Here is a 16,963-nt window from a genome sequence, read left to right on the forward strand (position 1 = left end):
CTGTCAGCCTTTCTCGACGGGCGGGCAGGAGGGGATGCGGATGCGGAACACCGCACCGTGCCCGGGCTCGCTGTCCGCCGTGATGGTGCCGCCGTGCGCCTGGACGAGGGCGGCGGCGATCGACAACCCCAGTCCGGTGCCGCCGGAGTCGGCCCGGCTGCGGGCGGGGTCGGCGCGGTAGAACCTCTCGAAGACGCGGCCGGCGTCGCCGGGCGCGAGACCGGGCCCGTCGTCGGCCACCTCGATCACCGCGACCGGGCCCGGCAGGGCGCCCACGCCGACGCGGAAGGCCGTGCCCTCGGGCGTGTGACGCAGGACGTTGCCCACCAGGTTGCCGACGACCTGCCGCAGCCGCGCCTCGTCGCCGAGCACCCGCACCGGCCGATCCGACCCGTCCAGCCGGAACAGGTCGATCTCCCGGTCCGGCGCCAGGGTCTGCGCGTCGAGCACCGCCCCCGCCGCGAGGCTGAGCACGTCGACCGGGCGGCGTTCGAGCGGGCGCTGCTGGTCGAGCCGCGCGAGCAGCAGCAGGTCGTCCACCAGCAGGCCCATCCGTACGGCCTGGTCCTCGATGCGGCGCAGCAGCGTCCCGGGATCCTGCGACCGCTGCTGCCGGTACAGCTCGGCGTAGCCCCGGATCGAGGTCAGCGGCGTACGCAGCTCGTGGGAGGCGTCGGCCATGAAGCGGCGCATCCGCTCCTGCGACGCCTCCCGCTCCTGGAACGCCGTCTCGATCTGGGCGAGCATCCCGTTGATGGACCGGCCGAGCCGGCCCATCTCCGTACGCTGGTGGCGGGGCGGGACACGCCGCGACAGGTCGCCCTCCGCGATGGCCTCCGCCGTCCGCTCGATCTCCCCGAGCGGGCGCAGGCTGTGCCGTACGAGCCAGTAGCAGGCGACGCCGAGCGCGACGACCACGGCGAGGCCCACCCCGGTGACGATGAGCACGAGCCGGGAGACCGTGCCGTCGATGTCGGCGAGACTCACCGCGGCGACGCGGAAGCGGCCGCGCCGCTCCTCGCGCACGACGATCCCCCGCCACCGATCCCCTGAGGGGGACTCCACCGTGAACAGCCACTGCGCGCGGTCGGCCCTGGGCTTGGGCAGCGCGGGCGGGTCGGAGTTCGGCGGCTCCTGCACCGTGTGCAGCAGCCTGCCGTCGGCGTCGAGCAGGACGATGTAGAAGAAGCCGAACTGCCTCGGCGGCCGCGAATACGGCTCCGTGCCCTGGTCTCTGTTCGGGTCTCTGTCCGGGTCTCTCGGCCGCGACCCGGAAGGCGGCTCGGACGGGCGCCGGGCGAACGCCGAGAGCTGCGCGTCGACCCGGTCCACCAGATAACCCCGCAGGAGCTGTACGGCGAAGCCCCCGGTCAGCGCGATCGCGAGCGTCACGAGCAGCAGCGTGCCCGCGACGAGCCGCAGCCACAGCGGGGTCCGCGCGGCCCGCCGCCGAAGCTCGCGGACGCCGAGCAGGCGGAGCCTCCGGCTCGCCCGGGTCAGGGCGCGGAGCCGCTCACCCACGCGGCGCACGGAGGACATAGCCCACGCCGCGCAGGGTGTGGATCAGCTTCGGCTCGACCGCGTCCACCTTGCGCCGCAGGTAGGAGACGTACGACTCGACGACGTTGCGGTCTCCGCCGAAGTCGTAGTGCCAGACGTGGTCGAGGATCTGCGCCTTCGACAGCACCCGGCCCTGGTTCGCCATGAAGTAGTGCAGCAGCTTGAACTCGGTGGGCGAGAGCCGCACCGGCGCGCCGCGGCGCCACACCTGGTGGGACTCCTCGTCGAGCTCCAGGTCGGCGACGCACAGCCGGGCGGGGAGCGGGTCGTCCGAACGGGTGCGGCGCAGCACGGCCCGGATCCGGGCGAGCACCTCCTCCAGGCTGAACGGCTTGGTCACGTAGTCGTCGCCGCGGCCGAGACCGGCGAGTTTGTCCTCGGCGGCGTCCCTCGCGGTGAGGAACAGCACGGGGATCCGCCGTCCCGTCAGGCGGAGCCGGTCGGAGACGGCGAACCCATCCAGGTCGGGCAGCATGACATCGAGCACGATCAGATCCGGGCGCGCCTGGCCGGCGAGTTCCACCGCCTCGCGCCCGGTCGCCGCGGTGATCACCTCGAACCCGGCGTACCGCAGGCTCGCCGACAGAAGCTCCCTGATGTCCGGCTCGTCGTCGACGACGAGCAGACGGCCCTCGGTGGTCACGAGCCCGCCCTCCTGCCGCCGGGTGAGCCCTGGGTGACGGAGGTGGCCGCCACCTGCCCCTCCGCGTCGGCGGTCCCGGCGACGGTGACGAAGCCGCCCGGCTTGATGTCCGCGACCTTGCCCGCCCGGGTCACCTGCACGCGGGTGTCGTGGGAGGTGGTGACCGTGACCACCGCACCGCTCATGGTCTGGACGTAGATCTTGTCGCCGTCGACCAGCTTGACGGTGCCGAAGGTCATGCCGCCCGCGCCCGCAGCGCCTCCGCCTCCGTCTTCGGCGCCTCTGCCCGCGCCTCCGAACGCTCCGCCTCGGCCGTACCCGCCGCCGGCGGCGCCCTGGCCGGCCTGACCACCGGCGGACTGACCACCGGCGGGGCCCTGTCCGCTGCCGTACGCGCCCGCGCCGGCCGCGCGGCCCGGCGTGGAGCCGCCGAAGAGCTTGTGCGCCTGGATGCCGAGGAGCAGCCCGGCCACCAGCAGGACGCCTCCCGCCAGGGCCAGGGTCACCTTGGACCCGCCCGCCCGGGCCGGATGCGCCGCCAGCACCTCCTGGAGGTCGTCGCCGAACGGCGAGCTCTCCAGAAGCTCCTCTGTGTCGCGTCTGCTCACATCCGTCTCCCTTCGGTGGGTCCGCGGCTCGGGTGGTCTCGGCTCGGGTGGTCTCAGTTCGGGTGGTCTCAGTTCGGGTGGTCTCGGCTCGGGGGTTCGGGCTCAGGGGTCTGGGGGCCCGGGGTCGGGGGTCATTCGAAGCGCAGGGCCTCGATCGGCCGCAGTCCGGCGGCGCGGTTGGCGGGATAGCTGCCGAAGAACAGGCCGATCGCGACCGACACGCCCAGCGCCAGCGCGATCGAGGCCGGGACGACAACCGGCCGTACGCCCGCGATCGTGAACTGGGCGCCGACGACCGCGATCAGCACGCCCAGCAGGCCGCCGACCAGGCTGAGCAGCGTCGCCTCGGCGAGGAACTGTCCCAGTATCGCCCCCCTGGGCGCGCCGATCGCCTTCCGGATGCCGATCTCCCGGGTCCGCTCGGTGACCGTGACGAGCATGATGTTGGTGATGCCGATGCCGCCGACGAGCAGGCTGATCGCCGCCACCGCGCCGAGCAGGACCGTGAACGTCGCGGTCGCCGCGCTGACCGTCTCCTGCAGGGTCGCCTGGTTGAGGATGCGATAGTCGGCGCTCGCCGCGTTCGTGATCCCGTGCCGCTGGTCGAGCACCCCGGCGACCTCGCTCTGCGCCGCGTCGACCGTCTCGGCGCTCTTCGCCTGCACGAGGATCTGGCCCAGCGGCCCGAACCCGGTCAGGCTCTGCTGTACGGCGGGCAGCGGCGCGATCGCCAGGTCGTCGGCGTCCTGGAACCCCGACGATCCGGCCTCCTTCAGCACGCCCACGACCGTGAACGGCACGCCCGACACGGTGATCTGCCGGCCGACCGGATCGACCGCGCCGAACAGGTCCTCGGCCACCGTGTGCCCGATGACCACGACCTTCCGGGCGGCGAGCACGTCGTCGTTGTAGAAGTAGGCGCCCTTGACGACCGGCTTGTTCGACGTCTCGAAATAGCTCGGATAGGTGCCGACGAACTGCCCGATCGCGTGGCTCGCCCCCTCGTACGTCGCGGTCTGGGACTGGGCGGTCACGATCGGCGAGACGCTCCTGACGGAGGGGGCGTTCGCCGGGTCGGCCAGCGCCCGCGCGTCGTCCAGGGTCAGGTCCCTGGCCTGGGTGCGGGGGCCGGTGTTCTGCCGCGCACCCGCTCCTCCCCCGCCTCCCCCGCCGCCGCCGAGGAGCCGGGCGAACCCTCCGCCTGGGCCCCCTCCGCCTCCCGAGGTGGAGGGCGTGACGGTCAGCGAGTTCGCCCCGAGCCGCTGGATGTTCTGCTGGATCTGCTGGGAGGACCCCTCGCCCACCGCGACCAGCAGGATCACCGCGGCGACGCCGATCAGGATGCCGAGCATGGTGAGCGCGCTGCGCATCTTGTTGGCGGCCAGGCCGCGCAGCGCGAAGCGCAGGACCTCCGCGGCGTTCACGAGGCCACCTCGGCGAGCCGCGGCGGCGGGCCGCCGACCGAGGTGGTGCGCACGTCGTCCACGATCCGGCCGTCCATGAGGCGGACGACCCGCTTGGCGTGGGCGGCGACCTCCTCCTCGTGCGTGATGAGGACGAGGGTCCGGCCGCTCACGCTGAGCCGGTCGAAGATGTTCATGATGTCTCCGCTGGACGTGCTGTCGAGGGCACCCGTGGGCTCGTCCGCGAGCAGCAGGGTCGGCGCGGTGACGAGCGCGCGGGCCACCGCCACCCGCTGCTGCTGACCGCCGGAAAGTTCGTTGGGCTGGTGGTGGACCCGGTCGGCGAGGCCCACCCGGTCGAGCGCGGCCAGCGCCCGGCGGCGCCGCTCCGCGGCGTGGACCCCGCCGTACGCCAGGGGGAGCTCGACGTTGGCGAGCGCGCTCATCCGGGGGATCAGGTTGAACGACTGGAAGACGAACCCGACCTTCCGGTTGCGGACGATCGCCAGCCGCCGCTCGTCGAGGGCGCCGACGTCGGTGCCGTCCAGGTGATAGGTGCCGCCGGACGGCACGTCGAGGCAGCCGATGATGTTCATCAGCGTCGACTTGCCGGACCCCGAGGCCCCCATGATCGCGACGTAGTCACCGCGCTCGACCGTGAGCGACACCCCGCGCAGCGCGCGCACCGCCGTCTCTCCCTCGCCGTACACCTTGGTGACCTGGCCGAGGACGAGTACGGGCGGCGGGGCGGAGTTCACCGATGGAGCGGAGTTCACCGGTGGAGCGAGGTTCACCGGCGGTTCGGGGTTCACCGGCCGCCCCCGCCGCCCCCGGCGCCGCCTCTGCCGCCCCCACCCGCGCCCCCACCCGCGCTCCCACCCGCGCCGCCGCCGAAGCCGCGCCCGAACCCGCCTCCGCCGCCCGGGAACTGGATGCCGCCGCCTCCGCCGGTGGTCGTGGCCTGGGGCCGCACCACCTGGTCGCCCTCCTGGAGCCCCGACTTGATCTCGGTGGTCGTGTCGCCCTTCAGGCCGGTCTCCACCCGTCTCACCACCTGCCTGCCGTTCTCCAGCACGGTCACCAGCGTCTGGCCGCCCGCGGTGGTGACCGCCGAGGACGCCACCGTGAGCACGTCGTCCGCCGTGCCCACCGTCACCTGGACCGTGGCCGTCTGCCCGAGCCGTACGGAGGAGGGGACGCCGGTCAGCGCGACCGTCACGGCGTACTGCACGACGTTGTTGTTCGTCTGCGGCTGCGGGTCGATCACGGACACCTTGCCGGCGGCCGTCACCCCGGTGAGAGCGTCGAAGGTCACCGTCGCCGCCTGGCCGGTCTTGATCCTGGTGACGTCGGCCTCGGTGAAGTTCCCCACGATCCGCAGCCGCGCGGGATCGGCGATCTCGGCGAAACCCGTGGACGCGCCCTGGGACTGGGACGAGGACTGCGATTGTCCGCTCTGGGAGGAGGAACCGCCGGACCCGCCCGAGGACCCGCCCTCCGAACCGTTGACCGCCGTGACGACCCCCGCGAACGGCGCCTTGAGCACCGTACCCGCCAGCGCCCGCTTCGCCGACCGGTAGGCGTTCCTCGCGCTGATGTACTGCGAATAGCCCGAGGCCGTCGAGGTGTCGGCGGCGTCGGCGGCGTCCAGGCTCGCCTTGGCCGCCTCCAGGCTCTCCCGGGCCGCCGTGTCGTCGAGCCGGGCGAGCACCTGGCCCTTCTTGACCCTGTCGCCGGTCTCGACCAGCACGGTCCGCACCGTACCGTTCGTGCCGAACGAGAGCGCCCGGGTGCGGGCGCTCTCCACGGAACCGGACGCCGACACCGACGCGAGCACGGTCCCGCGGGTCACCCGGGTCGTCGGCGGCGCGGCCCCGGCGGAGGAATCGCCTCCCAGTGACGCCCAGGCCGCCGCGATCCCGCCGAGCAGCAGCACCACCAGGACGCCGTTGATGACCAGCGTCCTGCGCTTCGTCGACAGCTTCACGACCCCGAACCCTGGCAAACCCCGCTTCGGGCAACCTCGGCCGATGCTGAGGGTTTGCTGACAGTCCGCCTGCGGTCCGCATCCACAGTCAACTTTCAGGTACGGCCAAGCCACCGGTGACATGGCGTCAGCAGGATGACCGCCATGAGATCGAGCGCCCCATACCGCGTCGGAGGGCTCGCGCTGGCGGGGATCGTCATCGCGAGCGTCGCCGTGATCTCCGCCACCGGCGACGACTCCTCCGGCACCGGCCCGGTGTCGCTCGTCTCCGTCAGGCGGGGCACGATCACGGCGTACGTCTCGGCCGCGGGCAACACGGTCGACACGGGAGTGCGCGATCTCGCCTTCGGGGCGGAGGGTGTGGTCGAGAAGGTCTACGTCAAGGTCGGAGAGAAGGTCCGCCGGGGCAAGGTCCTCGCCCGGATCGACGACACCATCGCCCGGGAGAACTACGAGGCCGCCAAGGCCGCCCTCGCCGCCGCCCGCGAGACCCTCGACGACGTCAGGAACGGCACCGCCGTGTCTTCAGGCACCGCCGTATCCTCAGGCGGCGACGGAGCGGGAACCGGCGCAGCCGGATCGGGCCGGGGTACGGCCGGATCCGCCCCTTCCGGCGGCAGCGGAACAGGTGGTGGAGCAGGGGCCGGCGCCACCGGATCGACCGCCGGCGCCACCGGCGGTCGATCGGGCGCAGGCACAACCGGCGCAGGCACAACCGGCGGAGGCGCGACCGGGGCAGGCGCCGGATCGGCGGGGCCGGGAGGTTCCGGCGGCGGTCAGGCGACCTGCCCGACGCCGTCCCCCCGCCCTTCGGCGCACCCGACCGCTCAGCCGTCCCCGCATGCCACCACACCCTCGATCGGCATCGCGCTGTACGCAGGCAACGGAACGGCGGGGACCGCGAGCGTCGTGTTCGCGGCCTACCGGGGCGGTGAGCATGGTGGTTCCGGGCCCGAGCCCGGTCCCACGCCCACGTCCTCGCCGAGCCGCCATCCGCATCCGACGAGAACGCACCGTCCCAACCCCGCGCACGATGGCAGGACCGGGCCCGATCCCGAGGTCAGCATCTCGATTCCACCCACCGCACCGCCCGGGCAGAAACCCGGGCAGCCGTCGGGGAAGCCGTCCTCTTCGCCGCGCCCCTCCCCCGGCCGTCCCTCCGGCGCCTGCGCGCCCGGCCAGGGTGGAGAGGGACAGAACCCGCAGGGACAAGGTTCACAGGGACAGGGGGGTCAGGGCACTCAGGGACGTACGGGCTTCGGCGGCGGCCGGAGTGGCGGGCAGGCGGGTCAGGGCGGACAGGACGGCCGAGGCGGGCAGGCGGGTCAGGGCGGCGCGCGGCTCACCGAGGCACAGGCCGAAGCGCAGGTCAGTCAGGCGACGACCGAACTGGCCGAGGCCAAGGAGGCCCTCGCGGGCATCCGGATCAAGGCCCCGGCGGACGGGACAGTCCTGTCGATCTCGGGGGACACGGGCTCCCACTACACCTCGGGCGCCTTCCTCACCCTGGGCGACCTCGACAACCTGCAGGTGCAGGCGTTGTTCACGGAGTCGGACATCCGCTTCCTGAAGACCGGTCAGACCGCCGTCGTCACGCTGCCCACGCAACCGGGCCGGGAGTACCCCGGAACGGTGGCCCACATCGACCCCACCGCGACCACTTCCGACCGGCTCGTCCGCTACGGCGTGCGCATCGACCTCGACAGCCGCCCGGCCCGGCTGCTGCTGGGGCAGAGCGCCACCGTCAAGGTGACCACCGGCGAGGCGGCCGACGCGCTCTACGTCCCCTCCCAGGCCGTACACGTCCAGGGCGACGGCACGGCCGTGGTCACCGTGGCCGACGGCGGCGGCGCCCAGGTCCGGCGGACCGTCGAAGTCGGCGTGCGCGGCGACACCAACGTGGAGGTCGTCACCGGCCTCTCCCAAGGCGACCGGGTCGTCCTCCCCACGACGACCACCGCCTTCCCCGACGAAGGCTTCCCCGCTCCCCGATGACCCCCCGGCTGAGCCCCGGCACCCCAGCACCGCGTACAGCCTGCCCAGCGTTCGACGTGAGCGAGGATGACCCGGAGTCAGGCAGGCGATCGGTCTGTCGGCCTGGTTGGACCGCCGGACCCGAGGCCCGGCGAGTGGACGCACACCTACCGCGATGGCCCCGGGACGAGCACCCGCTGTGACACTATGCTGTCTCCTCAGCACTAAGGGTTGAAGTTCGAAAAAAGCGAAGATATATTCGAAGTATGCGAAGCATCGGCCAGCGTGGGGTGCCCATCTTCCGCAGCGACACACAAGCGAAGCTGCTCGCCGCGCTTTGCTTACAGCCTGGCCGTACGTGGACGTTGGCGTCTATCGCACGAGAGTTGGGTGTGAGCCCATCCACCCTGCATCCGGAGATTCATCGCCTCGAAGAGGCCGGGCTTCTGTCTGTCACGGTCGTCGCGCCGCGCATTGCTCGCGGCCTGACGGCGTATGGACATCGGAATCCGGTACGGTTCAGTGCGAGCGTGGTCACGCAGCGGGAGCCCGTGGTGTAAGACGGACCTCGACCTCCGCGTCCAGAGCGTTCGCCAGGCGCTCGATGACAGGCAGGGTGGGGACCGTCCCTCCAGCCTCGAACCGCGCCACCGCCGACTGAGTCATGCCGGCCTCACGAGCCAGATCGTTCTGGCTCCAGCCACGCGCCTCCCGCATCACGCGGACCGCCCTGCCCAGTTCGTAGGCGAGACGCGCCGCTTCGTATGCCTCTGCCGCGCCGGGCTCGGCCATCCGGCGATCCCGGAGTTCCCGCCAGGTCTCCTGCTCGCTCATACCGCTTCTTCTTCCTCGTCCACGGTGTGCGCCGACTCGACACAACGACGCAAGGCTCGACGAGCCCGCTCTACCTCACGGTCATCGCGTGAACGCGACTTGTGAAACACCGTCAGAAGCACGATCCTGCGACCGGAGGCTATCCAGTAGGTGATTCGGACGGCGATGTCGTTGAGATGGAACCGTAGCTCGCGTAACTTGCCGTCTAGCTGTTTGGTATAGGGCTCTCCCAGTAGAGGCCCCTCCGCCGCAAGCAGATCGACATAGAACACCACCCTCGCAAACGATTCGGCAGGCAGGTCTTCTAGCCACTGCTGAACCTCTGGTTCCAGCTCAACGGTACCCCAGTCCATAGCAGCGATGCTATGCCGGACCGTAGGAGTAACTCTCTGCTTTCACGCGAATTCGTGGCGTCGCGGCACCATGGCGGCTCTGGGACGGATCCGCGGCGGGGCCATCGCGGGGTACGGGATCAGGGCCGGGCGGGTGGGGTGCGCATGACGTAGCCGACGCCGCGCAGGGTGTGGATGAGCCGGGGATGGGCCCTGGAACTGGCGTTGTCGAGCTTGCGGCGGAGCACCGAGACGTACGACTCGACGATCCCGGCGTCGCCGCGGAAGTCGTAGTCCCACACGTGGTCGAGGATCTGCGCCTTGGACAGCACCCGGCCGGCGTTGGCCATGAAGTAGCGCAGCAGCTTGAACTCCGTCGGCGACAGCGACACGACGCGGCCACCGCGCCAGACCTCGTGGGACTCCTCGTCCAGTTCGATGTCGGCGAAGGTCAGCCGCGGCGGGGCCGGCTGCGGGTCACCGGCGGCGCGGCGCAGCACGGCCCGGATGCGGGCGATGACCTCCTCCAGACTGAACGGCTTGGTCACGTAGTCGTCGCCGCCGAGCGTCAGCCCCCGGATCTTGTCCTCGGTCGCGTCCCGCGCCGTGAGGAAGACGACGGGGGTGTGGGTGCCGCCGCCGCGGAGCCTCCGTACGATGTCGAACCCGTCCATGTCGGGCAGCATGACGTCGAGCACGATCAGGTCCGGACGGTGCCGGTAGGCCGCGGCGACCGCCGCGCCGCCGTCGGACGCGGTGTGCACCTCGAATCCGGCGTAGCGCAGACTGGCCGCGAGCAGTTCGAGGATGTTCGGCTCGTCCTCGACGACCAGCAGCCGGGCTTCGGAAGATTCAGCGACCATGGCGCCAGCACTCTAGCCCTAGAAGGCTAAGGGAACCGTTAAGGCGATGTGCCGCGCGATCGCCAGGCTGCTCGTGGCGGCGGGCGACGGCGCGTTGCGCACCAGCACGATCCGCCCGCGCACGTCGATCGCGAAGTCGTCCAGGAGCCTGCCGTCCCTGGTCACCGCCTGGGCCCGTACGCCGGATCCGGCGCGGACGAGATCGGCGGGGGTCAGCGCGGGCACGTAACGCCGGGCGGCGGCCGTGAACGCCCGCTTGACCAGCGAGCCGTACACCTCGCGTACGCCGGTCCGCCAGTGCTCGGCCGCCAGCTTCCCGGTGCCCGGCCAGGACAGGATGCCGCGCAGATCGCGCGGCGAGACGCGCCCCCATGAGTAGCCCTCCAGGGCGAGCGCCGGGACGGCGTTGGGCCCGGCGAGGACCTCCCCGTCGATCCGGCGGGTCAGGTGGACGCCGAGGAAGGGATAGCGGGGGTCCGGCACGGGATAGATCAGCCCGCGGACGAGGCGCGTGGCGGGTCCGGCGAGCCGGTAGTACTCCCCCCGGAAGGGGATGATGCGCACGTCGCCGTCCGCCCCCGCCAGCTCCGCCACGCGGTCGGTGCCGAGACCGGCGCAGGCGATCAGCCGGTCGAAGGCGAACCTCTCCCGCCCCGCCGCCACCAGCACGCCGTCCGCGGTCTGCCGGATCGCGCGTACGGGATGCGACAGCCGTACGGACCCGCCGGCCTCGGCCACGTCGGCGGCGAGGCGGCGCGTGACGGCCGTGAAGTCGGTGATCGCGGTGTGCGGCGAGTGGACCGCGGCGACCCCGGCGGCGTACGGCTCGATCTCCCGCAGGCCGATCGCGTCGAGCTCGGCGACGCCGGGCACGCCGTTCTCCCTGGCCCGCTCGGCGATGCGGCGCAGCCCCGGCAGCTCGGCCCGGGTGGAGGCGACGACGAGCTTGCCCGCCTCCTCGTACGGCAGGCCGTGCTCGGCGCAGTACTCGCGCAGCATCGCGACGCCCTCCCGGCAGAGCGTCGCCTTGAGCGAGCCCGGCTGGTAGTAGATCCCGGCGTGGACGACCCCGCTGTTGTGCCCGGTCTGGTGGGCGGCGACGCGGGGTTCCTTCTCCAGGACGGTCACCTCGGCGCCCTCGCGCGCCATCCGCCGGGCCACGGCGAGGCCGAGGATCCCGGCGCCCACGATTCCGATTCTCATGACGTCAGGGCTGTCGACAACATGTGGGCCATTCTCTCGCGACCGGAGCCGTCACGTCGTGATCGAACCTCTGTTCGGTATGCTTGCGGAGTGTACGTGCCACCCGGCTGGCCGCCGGAGGTCCGCCCGCCGGGCAGCCCCGACTGGGAGACGTCGGCCGTGTCGTGGCTACTCGACGCCGTGCCGCCGGACTACCGCGCGTACGGCGTGCTGCGCCGGTATCCGCTCGCGCTCGCCCGGATGGCCCGCCAGCAGGTGGGCGCCTCGATCCAGGCGGCCAGGGAGGGATACCGCGGCGCCGCCGTGGACCTCAAGGAGCACCTGCCGCCGCACGCGGTCGCCTCCGTCCTGGACGTCTACCGGCGGGAGGGTCCCCGCCTGGTACGGCTGGCCGAGTCGATCACGCTGGTGGAGCGCGCGCTGCGCGGGGAGCACTTCCTGCCTCGACTGTGAAGCATTCCGGATATAACGGGCATAACCCCCTGGAAGAGGGAATCGGGGGTTAGCCATGACCACAGAGGGAGTGAACAAGACCGCGGGCCAGGTCATGCACGAGGGCGCCCAGTGCGTCGGCGAGCACGAGAGCCTGCGCGCGGCCGCGGAGATGATGCGGGACATGAACGTCGGCGCGCTCCCCATCTGCGGGGACGACGACCGGCTCAAGGGCATCATCACCGACCGCGACATCGTGATCAAGTGTGTCGCGGAGGGCAAGGACCTCGACCAGACCACGGCGAGCGAACTCGCCCGCGGCCTGGTCTGGGTGGAGTCCGGCGCCAGCGTCGAGGAGGCCCTGGCGAAGATGGAGGAGCATCAGATCAAGCGGATGCCGGTGATCGAGGACCACCGCATCGTCGGGATGATCAGCGAGGCCGACCTCGCCAAGGAACTGCCCGACAGCAAGCTCGCCGAGTTCGTCCACCGCGTGTACGCGCGCGGCTGAGGCTCGCGGCGCCGAGAGCCCGGCGGATGCCGCCCAGGCCACGTGCGGCCGGGCGTGATCCGCCGGACACCACCTGAAGGGCCGGGTGCCGACGGCGCCCGGCCCGTGTCGGCCCAAGGCGGCCCGTGATCCGGTCCGTGATCCGGTCCGTGAGCCAGTCCGTTAGGCGGCCCGTAAGCCAGTCCGTGAGCCGGACCCGCCAGCCGGTCCATCAATCGGCGGGGAGCGGCTTCAGCGGCCCGTGCGGTAGGCGATGAACGCGATGGCCCCGGTCGCTCCCAGGGCGACCGCGGCCCATAACAACGGCATGGGCACGCCCAGGCCGCCGTTCCCGGCGGGCTCCTCGCCCCGCGCCGCGACCGCACGCGGTCGCGTGGAGGCGCGCACCCGGCTCGGGGAGGGGCTCGGGCGCGCGGCGGCGGGCAGCGGCACCCGGTAGACCGGGCTCTTCTCGCCCTCGCTCCCGGTCAGCAGGGCCATGCCGTCCTCGGTGTACGTGATCGACTCGGCCTGTTCGAGCGGGGGCATCGCGACGCGCGTGAGCACTTTCCCGGGCGCGCGGTAGACGGTCGCGGAGAAGTACGTGCGGATGACGAAGCTCGACCCGTCGGGCGCGTACGCCGCGTCTGTGGCCATGAGCGGCGCTTCGCCGACCCGGCGCAGGACGTTCACCCGGTCCGTACGGAGCTTCGCGGGGGCGGCGTAGACGTCTCCGGAGAACTCCTTGCTGACGACGTAGAGCCGGCCGGTGCGGGGGTGGACCATCAGCCCCTCGGCGTTGCGCGGGCCGTCGGCGTAGCGGAAGCGGTACCGGACGGCCCGCAGCGTCGCGTCCGCCATCGTCCGGGGCTCGACGACCTTGTAGACGGACACGTCCGGCCAGCCGTTCCTCCCGCCGTCCGCGAGGTTGTCCCCGATGTCGCCGATCCACAGCACGCCGCGGCCGGTGGCGGGATCGACGGAGGCCGCCATGGCCTCCCAGTCCCTCGCTTCGGCGTTCCCGATCGTGAAGGTGGCGCGGGTGCGTCCGTCCGGGCCGACCGCGAAGATCCGCGCCGAATCGCCGCTGTCGTTGTGGGTGTAGACGATGCCCTTGTGGGTGGGCGAGACGGCCAGGCCGCTCGACTCCGTGATGCGCTCGTCCCGGAACCGGAACAGCAGGCGCTCCCCGTCGTCGGCCCGTGCCGCCGTTCCCGGCAGCAGCGCCGTTCCCGGCAGCGCCATGCCCGCGACCGCGAGGAGAGCCAGGACTGCCCGCGAAATCCATCTCGTCCGCGTCCGCCCCGTTGCTCGCCCCATGTGGTCATCATTCCCGATGCCGGCTCCGCGTGCGGCGACCGGCATTCCCCCGCACGCCCCGGATCAGGTCAAGAACCCGGATACGCCCCGCTTCACCGCAGGGCGTCGTAGAAGTCGCGCAGGTCGGCGGCGAGCACGTCCAGCCGCGGACGGGCGGCGAAGGTGCCGGCGCGGGGGACCTCGCGGACCTGTCACCGGTGCGGCCACCGCGCCGTCGCGCGGCTGATTCGACCAGCGCCACTGTCGGTTCAGTCCCTCGACGAACTGGTGACCAGACGCGCGGCGGTCTCGGTCACGACCTCTATTCGATGGCGGCCTGTCGACCTGCGGCCAGTTGGACATGCCTGGCCTGACGGCGACGCGCGAGCGCTTCGGCGGCGAGAGGGTTGCCGCCCACCGCCGCGTCACGTAGCAGCGTCTCGGCCTCCCTGTCCCTGCCCTCCTGGTCGAGCAGGCGGGCCAGGGCCAGCAGAGAGAGGCTGTCGCCCGCACCCACGGCCGCCCGCAATTCGGCCTCGACCCGCATGTTCGACAACGGCTTGTCGAGCAGGCGCGCGAGCGCCCGGGAGGCGGTGGCCCGTTCTTCCGCACCCGTCGCGCCGTCGGAGATCCGGCGCCACACCTCGACGGCCTCGTCCACCCGCCCCACACGCTCCAACAGGGTCGCCAGCCCCTGCATGGCGAAGCCGTAGCCCCTGCCCGCGGCCGCTCGCCACACCTCGACGGCCTCGTCCACCCGCCCCACACGCTCCATCAGAGCCGCCAGCTCATGCACGGCGTAGCCGTATCCGTTGTCGGCCAGCCGACGCCACATCTCGATGGCCTCGTCCACTCGTTCCGCCTTGTCCAGAAGCACGGCCAGTTGCCGCCGCGCGGACGGGTCGCCCGCCTCCGCCGCTCTGCGCAGGTAGTTCTCCGCCTGGTCCAGCCTGCCGGCATGCATGAGCCGCTCGCCCATCCTCCTGGTGGCCGACGTGCTGCCAGGCTCGGCCGACCGCTCCCACACACGAAGCGCCTCGTCATGCCGCCCCGCACGGTCGAGGAGCGTGGAGAACTCGCGGTTCGCCTCGGGTTCACCGTCGTCGGCGGCCCGTCTCCAGACCTCGATGGCCTCCTCGATGCGCCCCGCCCGTTCCAGGAATCGGGCCAGCTCACGTTTCGCCTCGTACCCGCCCGCCTTGGCCGCTTTCCGCAACCAGGTCTCCGCCTCGTCCACGTTTCCGATGCGCTCCAGGAACTCGGCGGTGACCGCCATCGCGTAGGTGTTTCCGGTCTCGGCCGCCGTGCGCCACACACCCGCCGCGTCGGCTGTCCTCCCCACACGTTCCAGCCCGTCCGTCAGCCTCCAGAGGGCGAACGCGTCACCGCTCCGCGCCACCATGTCGGCGTAACTGTCCGATCTCAGCAGTCTCGCCGAGGGCCGGGCCATCTCCCAGATCCAGCGCGCCGTTTCGACCGCGCCCTGCAGACTCGACACCAGCCGTACGGTGAATTCCCAGGTGGGAGGGGGAGCGGCCCCGGAAAGTACGGCTGCGACCTGGGTGTGGCTGTATCCGATGCGCCGGGCTATCTTGCGCAGCGACGGGTTGCCCGCCCGCTCCCGCAGGTGCGCGAGGTGCTGCACATATCGCCGATGCTCCGGAGTCAGGCCCATGCGCAGGTGATTGCGCGCCCGCCGCCTCCGGGCCTCGACCGCGGACGGGGTCGTCTTGAGCAAGCGCGCGATCTCGAAGGTCTGGAAACCCTCGGCGGTCAGATAAAGGATCTGTGCGGTCCGCCGGTCCAGGCTGCTCAGCAGATGCGCGGCCGCGGATCGCTCGGCCACCTCGTCGGCGACGTCGCCCGGCCCGGCCTGATCGGATGCGACAAGAGGCAGCGCGTCCACCGCGCCGTCGAACTCGTCCAGGGACGTCACCGGCACCCTGCCCCCGCTTCCGGTGGTGCGGTTGAAGATCCGGGCGACGCTCCGTGCGTGCGAGGTGACCCACGGCCGCAGGTTTCCGTTGATCGCGTTCCAGCGTCGGTACGTGGCGAGGAGGGTCTCCTGTGTCACGTCCTCGATGTCCTCGGGTTCCAGTTCATGTTCACGCAGGGCGTCGCGGACCCAGCGTGACCCGAGCGGGTAGAAGTCCTCGAAACGGAAGGGGATGCGCGCGCCGTAGCGGATGCTCTGCTCGGCGGTCGACCGGCGCAGCGCCCACTCCTGCGGGTCTCCCCCGCAGGCGCGAACAAGCACCTCAAGCAGCTTTTCCGAGGGGATGCTCCGCCCGGAGAACGCCTCGCTGAGCGCGGCCGGACTGTAGAAGGTGCGAGCAGACAGTTGCCGTAAAGACGGATCCCCGGCGTCCGCGCGCAGCCTGCGGAGGCCTCGGGCGAACTCACGAGCGACCTCTTCGACGCTGACAGGGGCGCCCGCTTCCTGGTTGCTCTGCTCCCCCTCCACGGGGCGGAAGGCCCGGACAGGTGCGGGACGCTCCCGCCTGCGCAACGCGACGGCGATGTGTTCCCGGCCCTGAGACGTGACCTTGTAGTACCTCCGGCGCGGACCGTTGCCTCGGTGGTGCTCCGACTCCCACGCTCCCTCCAGCCAGCCGACCCGCTCCAGCCGACTGAGCAGCGGATACACCGTCCCCGTGGGACGGCCCGTGAGCGTCGATATCTGGAAGCCGTAGACGGGACTCCCGTCCGCGGCGGCCACGACCCCGAGCACGTCGAGCGTGGCATTTGTAAGACGGACATCAGGATGCATGTGCGGTTACCATCTAGCTATATAGAGATAGAGCCAGGTGTTCAGCCGCCGCGATGTAATAGTCGACGACGAACCGAAGAAGGCGGAGGCTCCGGTCCCAGCTGCTACTGATCACGGAACCCCCGCCTGGTGCGCCGCTAGCTGGTCCAAGCTCCTACAGCTTGGGCCAGCCTTCGCGGATGGCGACGTAAAGCTTGATGACCGCGGTGGTTGCCGCGGCCAGCTTCAGCGCCCAGCGAAAGCAGCGACGAAGGCGGCTACTTCGAGAGACGCCAGGAGAAGGTCTGTGCTGACAGGACCTCTCCTCATCGTCCCCGCGCGCCGGTTCGTGACCGGTGTGTGAAGCATCCATTCCCGCCTTGCCCTTTCTATCCGTACCTGCCGGAAACGCCGCCTCGAGGTCCAGCCACTCGGCTTTCCACGGGCACAGCTAGAAAGAGTCAGCCCCTAGCGTAGCGGGACATCGCAACCTGTGAGCCTCAGAGTTTTGGATGATTCTTCTGTTACTCGTTATATGCTCCTTTACATCATCGAACATGCAAAATTAGGCATATCAGGCATTAGT

The 16,963-nt window shown here is 71.4% G+C and carries 16 protein-coding genes; 4 read left to right on the forward strand and 12 right to left on the reverse strand.

All coding sequences use genetic code 11. From position 1 onward, the window contains the following. Window positions 1–3: 3 nt before the first annotated feature. From OG344_RS05470 to OG344_RS05495, 6 genes are all read right to left on the reverse strand, one after another. A complete protein-coding gene (locus tag OG344_RS05470; protein ID WP_405087249.1) occupies window positions 4–1,521 on the reverse strand; it encodes a sensor histidine kinase in 1,518 nt (505 codons plus the stop codon). Continuing rightward, a complete protein-coding gene (locus tag OG344_RS05475; protein ID WP_405087250.1) occupies window positions 1,514–2,203 on the reverse strand; it encodes a response regulator transcription factor in 690 nt (229 codons plus the stop codon). The genes OG344_RS05470 and OG344_RS05475 overlap by 8 nt, the downstream gene beginning before the upstream one ends. After that, entirely contained in the window at window positions 2,200–2,811 is a 612-nt protein-coding gene (locus OG344_RS05480) for a hypothetical protein (RefSeq protein WP_405087251.1), read from the reverse strand. The genes OG344_RS05475 and OG344_RS05480 overlap by 4 nt, the downstream gene beginning before the upstream one ends. Window positions 2,812–2,942: 131 nt before the next feature. Further along, on the reverse strand, window positions 2,943–4,235 hold the full coding sequence (locus OG344_RS05485) for an ABC transporter permease (RefSeq protein WP_405087252.1): 1,293 nt from the start codon (window positions 4,233–4,235) through the stop codon (window positions 2,943–2,945). Continuing rightward, window positions 4,232–4,972 carry an ABC transporter ATP-binding protein gene (locus tag OG344_RS05490; RefSeq protein WP_405087253.1) on the reverse strand — a complete coding sequence of 247 codons (741 nt, stop codon included), beginning with the start codon at window positions 4,970–4,972 and terminating at the stop codon, window positions 4,232–4,234. Before OG344_RS05490 ends, OG344_RS05485 begins: the two co-directional genes overlap by 4 nt. A gap of 50 nt (window positions 4,973–5,022) precedes the next feature. Further along, complete coding sequence (locus tag OG344_RS05495; protein ID WP_405087254.1) at window positions 5,023–6,201, reverse strand: efflux RND transporter periplasmic adaptor subunit; 1,179 nt, start codon at window positions 6,199–6,201, stop codon at window positions 5,023–5,025. 144 nt (window positions 6,202–6,345) lie between these two features. On the opposite strand from OG344_RS05495, the gene OG344_RS05500 reads away from it, so the two are divergent. Together OG344_RS05500 and OG344_RS05505 are read left to right on the forward strand one after the other, a co-directional pair. Continuing rightward, on the forward strand, window positions 6,346–8,196 hold the full coding sequence (locus OG344_RS05500) for an efflux RND transporter periplasmic adaptor subunit (RefSeq protein ID WP_405087255.1): 1,851 nt from the start codon (window positions 6,346–6,348) through the stop codon (window positions 8,194–8,196). Window positions 8,197–8,441: 245 nt separating this feature from the next. Then, a complete protein-coding gene (locus tag OG344_RS05505; protein WP_405087256.1) occupies window positions 8,442–8,735 on the forward strand; it encodes a helix-turn-helix domain-containing protein in 294 nt (97 codons plus the stop codon). Here the strand turns inward: OG344_RS05505 and OG344_RS05510 are convergent. The 4 genes from OG344_RS05510 to lhgO all read right to left on the reverse strand — a co-directional run bounded on the left by OG344_RS05510 (window position 8,710) and on the right by lhgO (window position 11,407). Continuing rightward, window positions 8,710–9,009, reverse strand: a complete 300-nt coding sequence (locus tag OG344_RS05510) for a helix-turn-helix domain-containing protein (protein ID WP_150938817.1) — start codon at window positions 9,007–9,009, stop codon at window positions 8,710–8,712. The two genes, OG344_RS05505 and OG344_RS05510, sit on opposite strands and share 26 nt — an antisense overlap. Next, window positions 9,006–9,362: a type II toxin-antitoxin system RelE/ParE family toxin gene (locus OG344_RS05515; RefSeq protein WP_405087257.1), complete on the reverse strand. Its 357-nt coding sequence runs from the start codon at window positions 9,360–9,362 to the stop codon at window positions 9,006–9,008. The genes OG344_RS05510 and OG344_RS05515 overlap by 4 nt, the downstream gene beginning before the upstream one ends. Before the next feature lie 119 nt (window positions 9,363–9,481). Further along, window positions 9,482–10,204 (reverse strand): response regulator transcription factor, encoded by a 723-nt coding sequence (locus OG344_RS05520; protein WP_327048170.1) that lies wholly within the window; start codon window positions 10,202–10,204, stop codon window positions 9,482–9,484. Between the two features lie 18 nt (window positions 10,205–10,222). After that, entirely contained in the window at window positions 10,223–11,407 is a 1,185-nt protein-coding gene (lhgO, locus tag OG344_RS05525) for an L-2-hydroxyglutarate oxidase (RefSeq protein WP_405087258.1), read from the reverse strand. Between the two features lie 90 nt (window positions 11,408–11,497). Here lhgO and OG344_RS05530 point away from each other — a divergent pair, with 90 nt between their 5' ends. Together OG344_RS05530 and OG344_RS05535 are read left to right on the forward strand one after the other, a co-directional pair. Beyond that, on the forward strand, window positions 11,498–11,860 hold the full coding sequence (locus tag OG344_RS05530; protein ID WP_405087259.1) for a hypothetical protein: 363 nt from the start codon (window positions 11,498–11,500) through the stop codon (window positions 11,858–11,860). 55 nt (window positions 11,861–11,915) lie between these two features. Beyond that, complete coding sequence (locus OG344_RS05535; RefSeq protein WP_405087260.1) at window positions 11,916–12,350, forward strand: CBS domain-containing protein; 435 nt, start codon at window positions 11,916–11,918, stop codon at window positions 12,348–12,350. A gap of 231 nt (window positions 12,351–12,581) precedes the next feature. Here the strand turns inward: OG344_RS05535 and OG344_RS05540 are convergent, their stop codons facing one another. Both OG344_RS05540 and OG344_RS05545 read right to left on the reverse strand, forming a co-directional pair. Further along, window positions 12,582–13,574, reverse strand: a complete 993-nt coding sequence (locus tag OG344_RS05540; protein ID WP_405087261.1) for a hypothetical protein — start codon at window positions 13,572–13,574, stop codon at window positions 12,582–12,584. 376 nt (window positions 13,575–13,950) lie between these two features. Beyond that, window positions 13,951–16,398 carry a helix-turn-helix domain-containing protein gene (locus tag OG344_RS05545; protein WP_405087262.1) on the reverse strand — a complete coding sequence of 816 codons (2,448 nt, stop codon included), beginning with the start codon at window positions 16,396–16,398 and terminating at the stop codon, window positions 13,951–13,953. Between the last annotated feature and the right edge of the window lie 565 nt (window positions 16,399–16,963).

This window comes from Microbispora sp. NBC_01389 (assembly GCF_045040095.1).
Lineage (GTDB): Bacteria > Actinomycetota > Actinomycetes > Streptosporangiales > Streptosporangiaceae > Microbispora.